The sequence below is a fragment of the Kutzneria chonburiensis genome (assembly GCF_028622115.1).
Lineage (GTDB): Bacteria > Actinomycetota > Actinomycetes > Mycobacteriales > Pseudonocardiaceae > Kutzneria > Kutzneria chonburiensis.
In genome coordinates this window covers 9,967,844-9,982,259 of record NZ_CP097263.1, presented here as the reverse complement: position 1 = coordinate 9,982,259, position 14,416 = coordinate 9,967,844, and the positions used below count along the sequence as shown (strand labels likewise).

The window sequence follows — 14,416 nt, the reverse complement described above, 5'->3', positions numbered from 1 at the left end:
ACCCTCACCTCCAGGGCATCACACCCGCTCCGTCTCACACCGCTTCCTCCCCGTGCCGACCACTGCGCCGCCCGTTGACTCCACTACCAGAACTGGTGCTGCTTGCCGTCGGTGTCGGTGATGAAGACGACCGCGTCGGCGGCGTCGAGGTCGGCTGCCGTCAGCGGGATGTGGCCGCGCACAACGGGTTCGTCGGTGCTGATGTCCGCCGGCAGCGCCGCGCGCAACCCCGCCGCCGGGAACAGGGCGCGGCGGTCGGTCGCTGAGGCCATGGCGTCCTGAAGCGTGCCGACGGCGCTGGAAGGGCTGCCGTCCGTGGCCACGAAGATGTAGCTGTCGCCCAGACTCAGCGCCACGAGTGAGCCGGCGCTGGCCCACGTTGCCTCGTGCTCGCCGAAGGACAGGGTGGACTGTCCGCGCCGGAGATGGGCGTTGTGCGCGAACACGAGGGTCGGGCCGCGGTGCTGTTCCTTGGCCGTGATGGCCAGGAGGTTGTCGGCCATCATCTCGGTGCGCAGGCTCATCAGCATCCCGACGCGATCGGGGGCGGTTCGGGCCATTGCCGCGTGGTATCGCAGCACACCCTTGGCGGCCCGGGCATGTGTCTCCGCCCGGGCGTAGCCGGCCGGATCCCCGGAGCTCAGGCTGGGGGCGGCCCGTCGGAGCGCGCTGGCCAGGTCGTCGGCCACGATTCGCAACGCCGACACCCGTGGCGAGTTGCCGATCGACGCCCCGGGGTCGTACATCGCCGCCGGGTTCGTCCACTCGTCGTCGGTGCTCAGCAGCTCGTCCAGCTCAGTCGCCGACTGCGGGCGGAGCGCGGCCGGGAGGAAGTCCCGCACCGCGATCAATGCCCACCTCGGACTCGGTGCCGCCCCGGTCTCGGTGGGTGCGTCGAAACCGTAGAAACGAACCCTCGCCCCCGCGGCCTTTCCCGTGTTGTATTCCCGCAGCCATGCCACCAACTCGCGGTTGCCGGGTATGCGGCCGAAGCCGTGACTGAATCCGCTTTCCATCACTTCGTCGAGGTCTGCCGCGTTGCCGCGCACGTAGTCGTCGACCGCCTCCGCGGCAAACAGGTCGATCTCCAACGCCACCGACCTGAAGCCCCGTTTGACCAGCTGCTCCAGCAGGTCGTTGCGCAGCACCGGGAACGCCTTCACGCCGTGTGTGGGCTCGCCCAGCGCCAACACACGCGTGGTCCGGTTGGCCAGTATCTCGTCCAGCGCTCGTCCCAAATCCTCGCCGTCAGCCGCCCCGCGACCGATCCCGTCCAGCACTCCACCAGCGGACATGTCATCCTCCCTAGGCTTGCCCCCTTGACGCTATCGTTGAAGATTCGAGTGAACTTTTTCCGACCTTGACCAGCAGCTCCTGGTCCAAAACCTCAAACGGTGGTGCACACTGCGACCCATCGACCTGGCCCGGGAGCACGGCCTGTCGGCCCAGGCCATCCGCAACTACGACGACGCCGGGGTCCTGCCGCCCGCCGACCGTGCCGAGTCCGGGCACCGGCGCTACACCCCGTTGCACGCCCAGGCCCTGCGGGCCTTCCTCGCCCTTCGGCTCGGACACGGCCACCAACCCGCCGTCGAAATCATGCGCGCCGTGCACCGTCGCGACGTCGATGCCGCGTATCGCCTCATCGACGCCGCCCACGTCTCGCTCAGCAGCGACCGCACCGCCCTCGCCGAAGTCGCCTCCACTCTCACAGGCCTCACCGATGACGCCCTTACGGTTTTCCACGGTCCGCCGCTGACCGTCGGCGAACTCGCGCGGCGGCTTGGCGTGCACCCGGCGACCCTGCGGACCTGGGAGTCGGCCGGCATCCTCCGCCCCGGCCGTGACCATCCGACCGGTTACCGCGTCTACGCCGGCGACGCTGTCCGCGATGCCGAGATCGCGCGGCAACTGCGTCGGGGCGGCTATCCACTCCGCAATGTCGCCCAGTTCATCGAATCCCTCCGGGCCAGCGGCGGCCCGGACGCACTGCGCACCTTCCTCGACGCCTGGCAGCAGCGTCTCATCGCCCGCAGCCGTCATCTCCTGGCCGGCGCCGCCCAGCTCGACGCCTATCTCGCCCTTGTCGACCAGACGTAGCGGCGCACACATCCCGCCAACTTGCCCACAAATTACACACCGGTTAGAGCGGTGCGCATAAGCTCGTGGCGTGCGTGAGAACGAGGGCAAACCGATCGGGCGGCGGGTGCTGCTGTCGATGCTGGGGCTGGGCGCGGCGGGCATCGCGGCGGCCCCGGCGCTACAGGGCGGCTGGCAGAAGCTGCTGGACGCGGACCCGGTCGGCGTGACCGGCCTGCTGCCCAACAGCGGCGGATTCCGCTACTTCAGCGTGACGGCCTCGGTTCCGGTCAAGAACGAGACGAACTACCAGCTCACCGTGGACGGACTGGTGGATCGGCCCCGAACGTTCACCCTCGCCGATCTGGCCGCGTTGCCGCAGCGCCGGGTCGTGCACGACGTGCAGTGCACCGACGGCTGGAAGGTGGAGAACGCTGCCTTCACCGGCGTGCCGCTCTCGACACTGCTGGACACCGTCGGCGTGAAGAAGGAGGGCAAGGCCATCCGTTTCACCTGCTTCGACGGCCTGTACACGGAAAGCCTCACCTTGGAGCAGGCCCGACGCCCCGATGTGATGGCCGCGCTCAAGCTCCAGGACCAGCCCCTGACCCACGAGCGCGGCGGACCCGTACGGCTCTACGTGGCGCCGATGTACTTCTACAAGTCGGCCAAGTGGCTGTCCGGAATCACCGTCACCGACCGCGTGCAGCAGGGCTATTGGGAGGACTACGGCTATGCCGTCGACGGTTGGCTCTGACCACGCTGTGCAGTCCAGCACCGAGCGGATCCAGCGATTCGGGCGCGTGCCGCGGCTCGTGCATCGCACCACCGGTTGGCTGATGGCGTTATGCCTCGGCACCGCCGCCTGCCTGTATTTCGGCCCGCTGGCCGAGTTCGTAGGACGCCGGCTCCTCGTCGTGGCCGTCCACGAGTTCTCCGGCATCCTGCTCCCCGTTCCCGTGCTCCTCGGCCTCCTGTCCCCGGATTTCCGCGCCGAACTGAAGCGCCTCAACCGCTTCGCCAAGTACGACGCCGAGTGGCTCCGCCTCGCTTTACGACGCCGTCCCGGACGCCAGGCCGGCAAGTTCAACGCCGGCCAGAAGCTCTACGCGTCATGGATCGCCGGCGCCGTGCCGGTCATGCTGTTCACCGGCCTCCTCATGTGGTTCGGCGGCCTGCTGCCCTGGATTCCCCGCAGCAGCGCCATCTTCGTGCACGACTGGCTCGCGCTGGCCATCGCCGTCGTGATCATCGGACACATCCGGATGGCCTACCGGGATCCGTTGGCCCGGCAGGGGATGCGCACCGGCTACGTCCGCAAGGACTGGGCCCGCAAAGAACATCCGCGCTGGATCGACCCGGACTGAGGTACCGTCCGGCGCATGGAGGAGATCCGCTACGACCGACGCGCCCTGTCGCACTGAGCCACGATTCGCTGACCGGCGCCGACCGGGTGATGTTCATGCTGTTCAACAAGACCGCCCGGTGCTACGCCGGCATCACCACGCCATCGGACGGCTGGCTCGAAGCCGGGTTGCTGGTCCGCAGGCTGGAGGAAACCGGGCGGCAGGAGGAGATCTACGACCGCATGGGCCGGATCAACGACCTGGCCGAACAATCCCGGCAGTTGCACCTCGAGCTGCTCGACTCGCTGCTCAGCATCATGCTTCACGAGCGTCGCGACGACGTCTTCACCGCGGACGACCTCCGGGCTGTCGGGATCGATCCGACGCCGCCCCAGGAGAGCGACTTTCGAGACTGGTGATCTCGCGGCGGAACGGGGTGGGCATGGCGTCGAGGGTTTCGGCGTAGTCGCGGCCAGACCAGATGGCGGCGGCGATGGTGCTGGGGGCGAAGGCATCGCCGATGGCGCGGACGGAACGTAGGTGGGACCAGTGGGGTTGGCGGGCGAGCAAGGAGTGGGCGAGGTCGTCGACGGGTAGGCGCGCGGTGACCAGGACGACGGTGTCGGTGGGGTGACTGCGTTGGGTGCCGGTGAAGACGCACGCGGTGTGGAGGGCGTCGGCGGCGAGGGAAAGGGCGGAGCGGGAGGTGTGCACGGTGATGCCGGCTTCGATGACGCGGCGGCGGATCTTGGCTAGTTCCATGGTGTTGGCGGTCCACTCGGACACGCTGGCGGCGGGGGTGACGAGCTCGACGGTGAAGCCCTCAAGGGCCAACAGCTCGGCGAGGACGGCGGCGAGGTAGTAGTGGTCGTCGTCGTAGACGACGACACGGGGACCGCGGGGGCGCAGACCGGAGAAGAGGTCCTCGGGGGTGAGGACCTGGGCGGCGAGGTCGATGGGCAGGCCGAGGGGATGGGCTCGGCCGACGCCGTCGGCGCGCCAACGGGAGCCGGTGGCGACGGCGACGTGGGTGAAGTCGTGTTCCAGCACGTCATCGGCGGTCATGGCGCTCTCGAAGTACACATCGACGGTCGGAAGCTTGGCCAGGATGGTCTCCCGATGGTCGACGACGCGGATCCACGCGGCGAGCCCGGGCAACACGGCCTCCTGACGCACACGGCCGCCGAGTGCACGGGAACGTTCGGTCAACGTGACGCGATATCCCCGTCGCCCCAAGGACATTGCGGCTTCGAGACCGGCCGGGCCGGCGCCGACGACGAGCACGTGGGCGTCAGAGTCCTTGGGGCGCAAGCGCTCCGGGTGCCAGCCGCGTCGCCACTCCTCGCCCATGCTGGGGTTCTGGGTGCAGCGGATCGGCGACTGCGTGTGGTCCCCGGACACACAGATGTTGCAGCCGATGCACTCCCGGATCTCGTCCAGCCGCCCGTCCCGGATCTTGGCCGGCAGGAAGGGATCGGCGATGGACGGCCGGGCGGCACCGATGAAATCCATGATGCCCGTGCGGATCTGCCGCACCATGGCGTCGGGCGAGGTGAACCGGCCCACGCCGACAACGGGCTTGGACGTCAACGACTTCAGCCCACGAACCGCGGCTTCCTGCTCACCTTCCGGCCCGAACCGCGAGGTGTTGGAGTCCAGCGACCACGGCCCGGCCACGAAGTCCCACAGGTCCGGCAGGTCACGGAGTTCGTGCACGACCTCGCGCGTCTCGGCCGCCGACAACGCCGTCTCGTCGGCCCCGCCACCCACGCCCAGCCGACACGCCACGGCCGCCTTGCCGTCGCACAGTTCTCGCGTGTCGGACAGCACCTCACGCAGCAGCCGGGCCCGGTTGATCAGGGTTCCACCATAGGCGCCGGAGCGGTGATTGTGTTGCGGCGACAGGAAGTGCTCCAGCATGCCGTAGCCGTGTGCGGCATAGACGTAGATCAGGTCATAGCCGGCGGTCAACGCCCGCCGGACGGCGGCTCGATGCATTTCGCGTAACGAGGCGATGTCCGCCAGGGTCATCGCCCGCGCTTGGACGGGGTGGTTGCTGCCAACCACCGGCAGCGCACTGGGCCCCATCGGCGCGATCCGGGACATCAGATTGGCCGCGTGAAGTCCATTGTGGACCAGCTCGATACCGGCCAGCGCCCCATGTTCGTGGATACGCTCAGCGATCCGGGCCACCGCCGGCACGTCACGGTCGTCCCACAGCCGCAGCTCGATCGACGGCGTCAAGTCGCTGGAGGGATCGATCTCCGTCTCCTCCGTGCAGACCACCGCCCAGCCACCCTCGGCCTTCACGCCACGCATCGCCGCCTCGGCCGACGGGTCGCGATATCCCATGCCGTTGCAGTGCGGCACTTGGAAGAACCGATTCCGGGCAACGACCGGACCGATCGCCACCGGCTCGAACAGCACGTCGTAGGACACCAGGCAACCGTGCCACAGCTCGGCGCGATCGGGCACCCCGTCGGACGGGACAGCACAGCGGCCCGGCCGCAACACTGGGCCCTATGCCCGATTACGAAGAGCTGCTGGCCCGACTGCGCAAGCTGGAAGACGAGAACCACCGGCTGGCCGCCCGCATCGACGAGCTGACGGCGGAGGAACCGGTCAACCGGCGCGGCATGTTCAAGCGCGTGGCGCTGGGCGCGGCGGCGCTGGCGGTAGGGGCGGAGGTGGTCACCGCGCCGGAAGCGGCGGCGGGTGAGGGCGACGGGCTGCCGATCCGGTTCGGCGTGATGAACATGGGCACGAGCAGCACCGGCATGATGATGGACGCCATCAACGCGCCGGGCCTCGACGTCAACAACACCGGCGCCGCCGACCGGAACAGCCTGGCCTGCGCGATCCGCGGCCGCACGTTCACCTACGGCGTCGTCGGGATGAGCGAGAGCCATGTCGGGATGGTCGGCATGAGCACGCTGGACGAGAAGGACCTGCTCACAGTGCCCCAGCCGGCCGGCGTGGCCGGCATCGGCCGAAACCCCGGTGCGGCCGGGGTCTATGGCCGGTCGGTCGACAACGAAGGCGTCACCGGCGTCAGCACCGGCACAGCCGGTGTGCACGGAAACTGCCAGAACGACAACGGGATCGGCGTGTTCGGCGACGGCTCGTACGGCGCGGTGGGCGTGTACGGGCATTCCGGCCGCAACAGCGGAGTGCTCGGCATCGCCAACGAGGGCTACGGCATTCGCGGCCTGGCCAACACCCCGCAGGGCACCGGCGTCATGGGCATCGCCATCAAGGCCAGCGGCCAGTCGATCACGCCGGCGGCGGTCACCGGCGACGCCGACGCCCAGGTCGGCCTGCAGGGCGTGAGCAACACGGCCAACGCAGTCGTCGGCACGAGCGGTTCCGCGCGGGGCGGCGTGTTCACCGGTGGGGCGGCGCAGGTCCGACTGGTGCCCGGCAAGTCGGCGACCCCGCCGGCCAACGGCCAGACCGGTGACCTCTACGCCGACTCCGCAGGCAATCTCTGGTACTGCAAGCAGGGCAGCTGGCTCAAGCTCGCCTGATCGGGCACCCGATGGGACGCCGACACCGACGACCTCTCGCCACGACACTGAAGTCCATGTCCGACAACGAGGAACTGCTGGCCCGGCTGCGCAGGCTGGAAGACGAGAACCGCCGGCTGTCGGCCCGGATCGACGAGCTGACGGCGGCGGAGCCGGTGAACCAGCGCGGCATGTTCAAACGTGCGGCGGTGGGGGCGGCGGCGCTGACGGTGGGAGGAATCGCCGTGGCGCCGGAAGCGGCGGCGGCGCCATCCAGTGGGCCGCCGGTGATCCTCGGGGACTCCAACACCTCGACCACCCCGACCGGGTTCACCGTGAACGGGCCGGACAGCGACGCCCTGACGGCCCGCAACGACGCGGCCAACACGGCGAACCGGTTGTCCGGGGCGATCTTCGGCGCCGGTGTCGACTACGGCGTCGTCGGCCACGGTCACACCCGCGCCGGCGTGATCGGGATCTGCCCGGAGGACTACCGCACGGTGATGCGGGTGACCGATCCGGTCGGTGTGGCCGGCATCGGCTGGTCCGGATCGTCCGGGGTCTACGGCTTCTCCAGCGACAAGGAGGGTGTGTCGGCCCAGTCCTTCGGCACGGCCGGCGTGCACGGGAACTGCCAGAACCCCGCCGGTTTCGGGGTGTTCGGGGATGGCGCGTACGAAGCCATCGGGGTGTACGGGCACTCCGGCAACAACAGCGGGGTACACGGCATCGCCAACGAGGGCTACGGGGTCCGTGGCCTGGCCACGACGACGCAGGGCACGGGCGTCATCGGTATCGCGGTGCAACGCAGCGGCCAGCAGGTCACGCCGGCGGCGGTGACGGGGGACGCCGATGCCGAGACGGGCGTGCAAGGCGTGAGCAACTCGGCCAACGGGGTTGTCGGCACGAGCCTGAGTGCCCGCGGCAGGGTGTTCACGGGCGGGGCGGCGCAGATCCGCCTCACCCCGGGTAACGCGGCGACGCCGCCGGCGGGCGGCCAGAACGGCGACCTCTACGTGGACTCGACCGGTCGCCTGTGGTTCTACCGCGCCGGCTGGCGCAACATCGCGTAGATCACCACGGGGCCGGAGTTCCGTCCCACGACACGAAAGTGCCGGTGGGGCCGTCGTCGGGCAGCAGGGCCAAGCGCACGGCACCGGCGGCGGCCTCGGCGGGGTCGCCGTCGCTGGCGGCGGCGCGGGAGTTGAGGTCGGTGCGACGCAAACCCGGGGCCAACGCGTTGACCCTGAAGTCAGGCAACGCCTGCGCGTAGTAGAGGGTCAGCGCGTTCAAAGCGGTCTTGGACGACCGGTACGCCGCGCCGGAGCCGTCGCCGACGTAGCGAGAACCGCTCCACGTCAACGATCCGGTGCCGCTGGAGACGTTCACGATCCGAGGATGCGACGAACGCCGCAATGCCGGCAGGAAAGCGTTGGTGACGGCCAACACCCCGAACACGTTGGTCTCGTACGTACGGCGGAACGACGCCACATCGGCTTCAGTAGGCGGAAATCCGTCGACCATGATGCCGGCGTTGTTCACCAGCACATCCAGCGTCGAGAGCTCAGCGGCGGCGGCCGCGATGCTGTCGGCGGAGGTCACGTCCAACACGACGGAAGAACAACCGATCTCGGCGGCCGCGGAACGGCCGCGTGCCGCGTCACGCGATCCGATGTGGACGGTCATGCCGGCCTCGACGAGCTGACGGGCGATCTCCTTGCCGATGCCCTTGTTGGCGCCGGTCACCAGTGCGATGGTCATGACAGCCACCATGCCTCGCGAACCAACCCGGCAACCAGGCACAATCGATACCATGCCGAGGAGGAGCTGGCCCGCTTCCTGCGCGACCGCCGCGGCGGCCTGCGCCCCGCGGACGTCGGCCTGCCCCGGACCGGCCGCAGCCGCACGCCGGGCCTGCGCCGCGAGGAGGTCGCCGGCCTGGCCGCGATGTCGGTGGACTACTATGCCCGGCTGGAGCAGGCCCGCGGTCCCCGGCCGTCGCCCCGCATCCTGGACGCCCTGGCCACTGCGCTCCGGCTCCGAGAAGCCGAGCGCCGGCACCTGTTTCGGCTGGCCGACACCGTCTTCCCCGCACAGACACCGGTGAGCACGGTTCGTCCACACGTCGCCGACATGCTGCGCCGCCTGCCCGAGACCGGTGCGGTCGTCACCGACGCGACGTACGAGATCATCGCCTGGAACCCGCTGGCCGAGGCCTTGCTCGGCGATCTGAAGACGGAGCCCAACCTCGCCCGACGCCGGTTCCTGCACCCCGACCTGCATCGCAGCACCGGGGCCGAGGAGTTCGGCGAGATCGCTGTGGCCCGCCTCCGCAGTTCCGCCGCCCGCTACCCCGACGACCCGCGCCTGCGCGACCTGCTCGCCGATCTCAATGCCAGCACGGAATTCCGGCACATCTGGGCCACGAACCCGGTCCGCACACCCGGTCACCGCACGAAGACCCTCGAGCACGCCCGTGGCCCGATCAAGGTCGACTGCGATGTCCTGCACCTGCCGGACGACGACCAGCAGGTGGTGCTGATGACCGCGGATCCCGGCTCTGTGACGGCGAAGCTGTTCGCGTCACTGGTCTGACCGATCGGGCAGTCCTTGCGCCGCACCGTGTCCCGCGGCCGAGTCGAGCTCATATGCTGTTGTTCTACAGTTGTTGAATTCCTGGGGAGACACCGTGGCCGGTCGAGTTGTCTACGCGTCGTTCGAGATGCAGTTCCCGCTGGGCGGCATCAGGGTGCTCAGCCAGCAGGTGGCACTGCTCCGGGCCGCGGGGGTGGAGGCGTATCGCTGGACCCCGACGCCCGGCTTCCGCTACACCTGGTTCGACGACGACGTGCCAACGTTGTCAGGCATGACCCTGGAGCTGGACCAGGACGACGTCCTGCTGCTGCCGGAGGTCGCGGTGGCGCCGGACTACGACCCGGCGCCGGGCGGGCACACAGTGATCTACTCGCAGGGCCACTACATCACGTTCCTCGGCACGGCCGACGTCGAGCCGTACCCGGGCTGGGCGACGCGCCCGGCGCTGTGGACGGTGTCGCAGGCCGGCGTGCACATGCTGCGACGCGCGCTGCCCGGCTTCGAGCCGCACCTGGTGCCGAACGTGATCGACGCCGAACTGTTCCGGCCGGGTGCCGAACGGATCCGCCGTGTCGCGTGGATGTCCCGCAAGCGCCCGATGGAGAGCACGCTGCTGCGCCGGCTGCTGCGCTCGGATCCGCGCAGCCAGGGCGTCGAGCTGCACGACATCAACGGCGTCTCGCACGAGGAAGTGGCCCGGGTGCTGGGCGAGACCTCGGTGTTCATCGCGCTCGGATCCCCCGAGGGCGAGGGCTTCGGGCTGCCCGCCGCCGAGGCGATGGCCGCCGGTTGCCTGGTCACGGGCTACACCGGCGGCGGTGGTGCCGAGCTGTTCGACTCGCCGTCGGCCTGGCCGATCGCCGAGCTGGCCACCGACGAGCTGGCCGACAAGGCGCTGGAGCTGCTCGACCGGCCCGACCAGGACGACGTTCGCCGGGCCGGCCGGCAGTGGGTGCAGGACCGGTACAACACCAAGACCGCGACCGACGCGCTGGTCGAAGGCGTGCGGCTGGCCCGGGCCATGCCGGGCGGCGCGGCGACGGCCACACATCCGGCCAGGTGGCTGGCCGAGATCGTCAAGCACTTCCCGAAACAGCCGGAGCCGGTCGCGGGGAGCTGACCCCCGGTGGCCGCTCGGTGACAACGATGTCGAAGTCCTGATTTCCTGTCTTGCTTGTCTTCTTGACACTGTCACACCGCTCCAGCAGGGTCTTGGCAACGTTGTCAACGCTGCGACGGGATTGGGAGCAGGGCATGACGCAGGTCGAAGAAGACGGGCTGTCGCGACGGGGATTCCTGGCCACCGGGGTCACCATGCTCGCGGGATTCGGCCTCGCGGCGGCGCTGCCCGGCGTCGCCGAGGCAGCGACCGATGCGCAGGCCTCCGCCGGCGCGCCGGCCGACCTGGCCCTGTTCCGGCCGGTGACGGTGTCCTCCACCGACTACGCGGCGACGCCGGGCTCCTTCGCGGTGGACGGCGTCGCCCAGGTCGGCCTGCGCGGCAGCGGCTGGCGCGCGGCCGTCGGCGATCCGCAGTGGATGGTGGTCGACCTCCAGGCGGCGTGCCAGGTCAGCAAGATCGTGCTGACCTTCGACGCCAAGCCGGGCGACCCGGCCTTCGACTTCTCCAAGTCCCGCAACGGCACCAACGGCCTGGAGATCCTGACCAGCTACTCCACCTCGTACGCGCTGGACGTGTCGACCGACGGCGAGGTGTGGACCACGGTCCACAGCACCACCGCCGGCACCGGCGCGGTCAACACCATCGCGTTGGACAACCCGGTGAACGCCCGCTGGGTGCGGTTCACGTCGTTCGCCCGCTCCACCACGAACCCGTTAGGTATCAACGGTTTCCAGGTCTACGGCACGACAAGGGCCAGCCGCCCGCAGGTGACCGGCTGGACGAACTGGCCGTCGCAGCACCGCACGCCGCCGGCGCTGAAGGTGGCCGCCGACGGCACCGTGCCGGTGGAGTCCGGCTGGGTTCTGACCATGGACGACTTCGCGCCGAGCCAGGACGGCTCGGCGTTGTCCGGCCCGTCGGTCAACACCGACAACTGGGTGCCGGCGACCGTGCCGGGCACGGTGCTGGCCTCGCTGGTCGAGCAGGGACACTTCCCCGACCCGGTGCGCGGCATGAACAACATGGTCATCCCGGAGGCACTGGCCCGGCACTCCTGGTGGTACCGAAGGACTTTCGCGCTTCCGTCCGGTTTGGACACCAGCGCCGGCCGGTTCGTCTGGCTGGAGTTCGACGGCGTCAACAACACCGCCGACATGTGGCTCAACGGCAAGTCGATCGGCTCGCTGTCGCACCCGTTCGGCCGCGCGGTCTTCGACGTCACCGGCGCGCTGCGCGGCAGCGGCGACCAGGCGCTGGCCGTGAAGATCACGCCCATCCCGTTCCCGGGCAGCCCCGGCGACAAGGGCCCGGCCGGCCAGTCCTTCGTGGACGCCGGCGGCGGCATCTTCGCCAACTCCCCCACTCTGGTCGCGGCCTCGGGCTGGGACTGGATGCCGGCCGTGCGCGACCGCGTCGCCGGCATCTGGGACCACGTCCGGCTGCGCTCGACCGGCGCGGCGGTGCTCGGTGACGCGCGCATCGACACCGTGCTGCCGAAGCTGCCCGACCTGAGCGCCGCCGAGCTCACCATCACGGTGCCGGTGCGCAACGCCTCGTCGAGCTCGCAGCAGGTCACCGTCGCCGCGTCCTTCGACAACGTCAAGCTGAGCAAGACGGTCACGGTCGCCGGCGGCCAGCAGGTCGACGTGAAGTTCGACCCGACGGCCTACCCACAGCTCAAGCTGGCCAATCCGAAGTTGTGGTGGCCCAACGGCTACGGCGACCCGAACCTGCACACGTTGCAGATGACGGCGACGGCCGGCGGCAGGACCAGCGACAAGCGGTCGGTCGAGTTCGGCATCCGCAAGATCAGCTACGACTACAACCTGCCGATCACGATGAAGAACAACCGGGCCGACCAGACCGTCGACTTCCCGGTGCAGACGGCCCGCTACTTCCGGCTCCAGGGACACAAGCGGGCCACCAGCTACGGCATCTCGCTGTACAACCTGTCGGTGGTCAACAGCGCCGCGCCGACCGTCGACCTGGCCCTGAACAAGCCGGCCACGGCGTCCTCGGTCGACGACCCGAGCCGCCCGCCGAGCCTGGCCGTCGACGGCGATCCCAACACCCGCTGGGCCTCGGCCTGGGAGGACGACCAGTACATCCAGGTCGACCTCGGCTCGCCGCAGACCTTCGACCGGGTCAACCTGACCTGGGAGTACGCCTACGCGGCGACCTTCGTGCTCCAGGTCTCCAACGACGGAAACACCTGGACCGACGCCAAGGCGGTGGACAACTCCCCGGTGCCGATGACGATTTTCGTCAACGGCGTCAAGGTGTTCATCCGCGGCGGCGCGTGGGGCTGGGACGAGCTGCTGCGCCGGATGCCGCCGGAGCGCGTGGACAACCTGGTGGCGATGCACCGGGACATGAACTTCACGCTGATCCGCAACTGGATCGGGTGCAGCTACCGCGAGGAGCTGTTCGCGGCCTGCGACAAGTACGGGCTGCTGCTGTGGAACGAGTTCTGGGACGGCTTCTCGGCCGACCCGGCCAACCACGACATCTTCCTGGCCCAGGCCAAGGACACCGTGCTGCGCTACCGGCACCACCCGTGCACCGTGGTGTGGTTCGGCTGCAACGAGGGCTCGCCGCCGGACTCGATCGACACGCCGCTGCGCGAGATCGTCACCGGCAGCTGCGACCTGATGTACCAGAGCAACTCGGCCGGCGGCGTGATCAGCGGCGACGGGCCGTACTTCTGGCAGGATCCGAAGAACTACTACGGCGTCACGCACGGCTTCTGGAGCGAGATCGGCCTGCCGACGGTGTCGGTGGTGGAGTCGATGCGCAACCTGGTCGGCGACGGCGACCCGGGCTGGCCGATCGGCCCGTCCTGGTACCTGCACGACTGGTCGGCCAACGGCAACCAGCGGCCGCAGACCTACGTCGACGCCATCTCGGCCCGGCTGGCCCCGGCCAGCGGGCTGGAGGAGTTCTGCCGCAAGGCCCAGTTCATCAACTACGAAAGCATGCGCGCCATCTTCGAGGCGTGGAACGCGGTGCTGTGGAACGACGCCCGCGGCGTGCTGCTGTGGATGTCACACCCGGCCTGGCACAGCACGGTGTGGCAGACCTACGACTACGACATGGACGTCAACGGCAGCTACTACGGCTCCCGCAAGGGCTGCGAGCCGCACCACGTGCAGGCCAGCCTGGTCGACTGGAAGATCAGCGCGCTCAACCACACGCCGGTCACGGTGTCCGGGGCCACGGTGTCGGCGCAGCTGTACGACCTGGCCGGCAAGGCGTTGGGCGCGGCCCAGAGCGCGAAGGTCGACATCGCGCCGTCCTCGGTGACGGCCTCGTTCACGGTGCCGTTCACGGATTCCCTGCCGGCGCTGCACCTGCTGCGGCTGCGGATGACCGACAGCGCGGGCAACCTGTTGTCGGAGAACACGTACTGGCGCTACCGCAACGACACCGACATGCGGGCGCTCAACCAGGTCGCGGCGACGTCGGTATCGGTGTCGTTGAAGCAGAGCGGCGACTCGTACAGCGCGGTGGTGAAGAACACCGGCAAGACGGTGGCGGCCATGGTCCGGTTGTCGCTGCGTGAGCACAACGGCAAGGACCGCGTGCTGCCCACGCTCTACGGCGACAACTACTTCTGGTTGCTGCCGGGCGAGAGCAAGACGGTCAGCGTGGCACCGCGCAAGTCGGTGTCGCAGCCCCGGCTGCTGGTCGAGGGCTACAACGTCCCGACCGTTCTTTCCTGACCGTGCTGTCCTGAACGGGGACGCCGCGGCCGGTTCCGAGCAACA

At 69.4% G+C, this 14,416-nt stretch carries 12 protein-coding genes and 1 pseudogene; 10 read left to right on the top strand and 3 right to left on the bottom strand.

The features are described 5' to 3' along the window. Window positions 1-83: 83 nt before the first annotated feature. Complete coding sequence (locus M3Q35_RS46425; RefSeq protein ID WP_273939005.1) at window positions 84-1,295, bottom strand: erythromycin esterase family protein; 1,212 nt, start codon at window positions 1,293-1,295, stop codon at window positions 84-86. Window positions 1,296-1,374: 79 nt separating this feature from the next. On the opposite strand from M3Q35_RS46425, the pseudogene M3Q35_RS48705 reads away from it, so the two are divergent. The 5 genes and pseudogenes from M3Q35_RS48705 to M3Q35_RS46405 all read left to right on the top strand — a co-directional run. Next, window positions 1,375-1,554 (top strand): annotated as a pseudogene (locus M3Q35_RS48705) (MerR family DNA-binding transcriptional regulator); the annotation flags it as partial. A gap of 54 nt (window positions 1,555-1,608) precedes the next feature. Further along, window positions 1,609-2,100: a MerR family transcriptional regulator gene (locus tag M3Q35_RS46420; RefSeq protein ID WP_337960540.1), complete on the top strand. Its 492-nt coding sequence runs from the start codon at window positions 1,609-1,611 to the stop codon at window positions 2,098-2,100. Between the two features lie 70 nt (window positions 2,101-2,170). Further along, a complete protein-coding gene (locus tag M3Q35_RS46415; protein ID WP_273939004.1) occupies window positions 2,171-2,836 on the top strand; it encodes a molybdopterin-dependent oxidoreductase in 666 nt (221 codons plus the stop codon). Next, window positions 2,814-3,446 carry a cytochrome b/b6 domain-containing protein gene (locus M3Q35_RS46410; protein WP_273939003.1) on the top strand — a complete coding sequence of 211 codons (633 nt, stop codon included), beginning with the start codon at window positions 2,814-2,816 and terminating at the stop codon, window positions 3,444-3,446. The genes M3Q35_RS46415 and M3Q35_RS46410 overlap by 23 nt, the downstream gene beginning before the upstream one ends. A 95-nt stretch (window positions 3,447-3,541) precedes the next feature. Next, complete coding sequence (locus M3Q35_RS46405; RefSeq protein ID WP_273939002.1) at window positions 3,542-3,844, top strand: hypothetical protein; 303 nt, start codon at window positions 3,542-3,544, stop codon at window positions 3,842-3,844. Here the strand turns inward: M3Q35_RS46405 and M3Q35_RS46400 are convergent. Next, window positions 3,771-5,900, bottom strand: coding sequence for an oxidoreductase (locus M3Q35_RS46400; protein WP_273939001.1), 2,130 nt, complete (start codon window positions 5,898-5,900; stop codon window positions 3,771-3,773). The genes M3Q35_RS46405 and M3Q35_RS46400 overlap by 74 nt on opposite strands. Before the next feature lie 47 nt (window positions 5,901-5,947). Between M3Q35_RS46400 and M3Q35_RS46395 the strand changes: the two genes are divergently transcribed. Further along, window positions 5,948-6,952 carry a hypothetical protein gene (locus tag M3Q35_RS46395; RefSeq protein ID WP_273938999.1) on the top strand — a complete coding sequence of 335 codons (1,005 nt, stop codon included), beginning with the start codon at window positions 5,948-5,950 and terminating at the stop codon, window positions 6,950-6,952. Between the two features lie 56 nt (window positions 6,953-7,008). Beyond that, window positions 7,009-8,004, top strand: a complete 996-nt coding sequence (locus tag M3Q35_RS46390; protein WP_273938998.1) for a hypothetical protein — start codon at window positions 7,009-7,011, stop codon at window positions 8,002-8,004. A 1-nt stretch (window position 8,005) separates the two neighbouring features. Here the strand turns inward: M3Q35_RS46390 and M3Q35_RS46385 are convergent, their stop codons facing one another. After that, a complete protein-coding gene (locus M3Q35_RS46385; RefSeq protein ID WP_273938997.1) occupies window positions 8,006-8,692 on the bottom strand; it encodes an SDR family NAD(P)-dependent oxidoreductase in 687 nt (228 codons plus the stop codon). A 66-nt stretch (window positions 8,693-8,758) separates the two neighbouring features. Here M3Q35_RS46385 and M3Q35_RS46380 point away from each other — a divergent pair, with 66 nt between their 5' ends. The 3 genes from M3Q35_RS46380 (at window position 8,759) to M3Q35_RS46370 (ending at window position 14,371) form a co-directional block, all read left to right on the top strand. Continuing rightward, on the top strand, window positions 8,759-9,526 hold the full coding sequence (locus tag M3Q35_RS46380) for a helix-turn-helix transcriptional regulator (protein ID WP_273944726.1): 768 nt from the start codon (window positions 8,759-8,761) through the stop codon (window positions 9,524-9,526). Between the two features lie 94 nt (window positions 9,527-9,620). Beyond that, window positions 9,621-10,646: a glycosyltransferase gene (locus M3Q35_RS46375; protein ID WP_273938996.1), complete on the top strand. Its 1,026-nt coding sequence runs from the start codon at window positions 9,621-9,623 to the stop codon at window positions 10,644-10,646. A 134-nt stretch (window positions 10,647-10,780) separates the two neighbouring features. Next, on the top strand, window positions 10,781-14,371 hold the full coding sequence (locus M3Q35_RS46370; protein ID WP_273938995.1) for a discoidin domain-containing protein: 3,591 nt from the start codon (window positions 10,781-10,783) through the stop codon (window positions 14,369-14,371). Window positions 14,372-14,416: the final 45 nt, after the last annotated feature.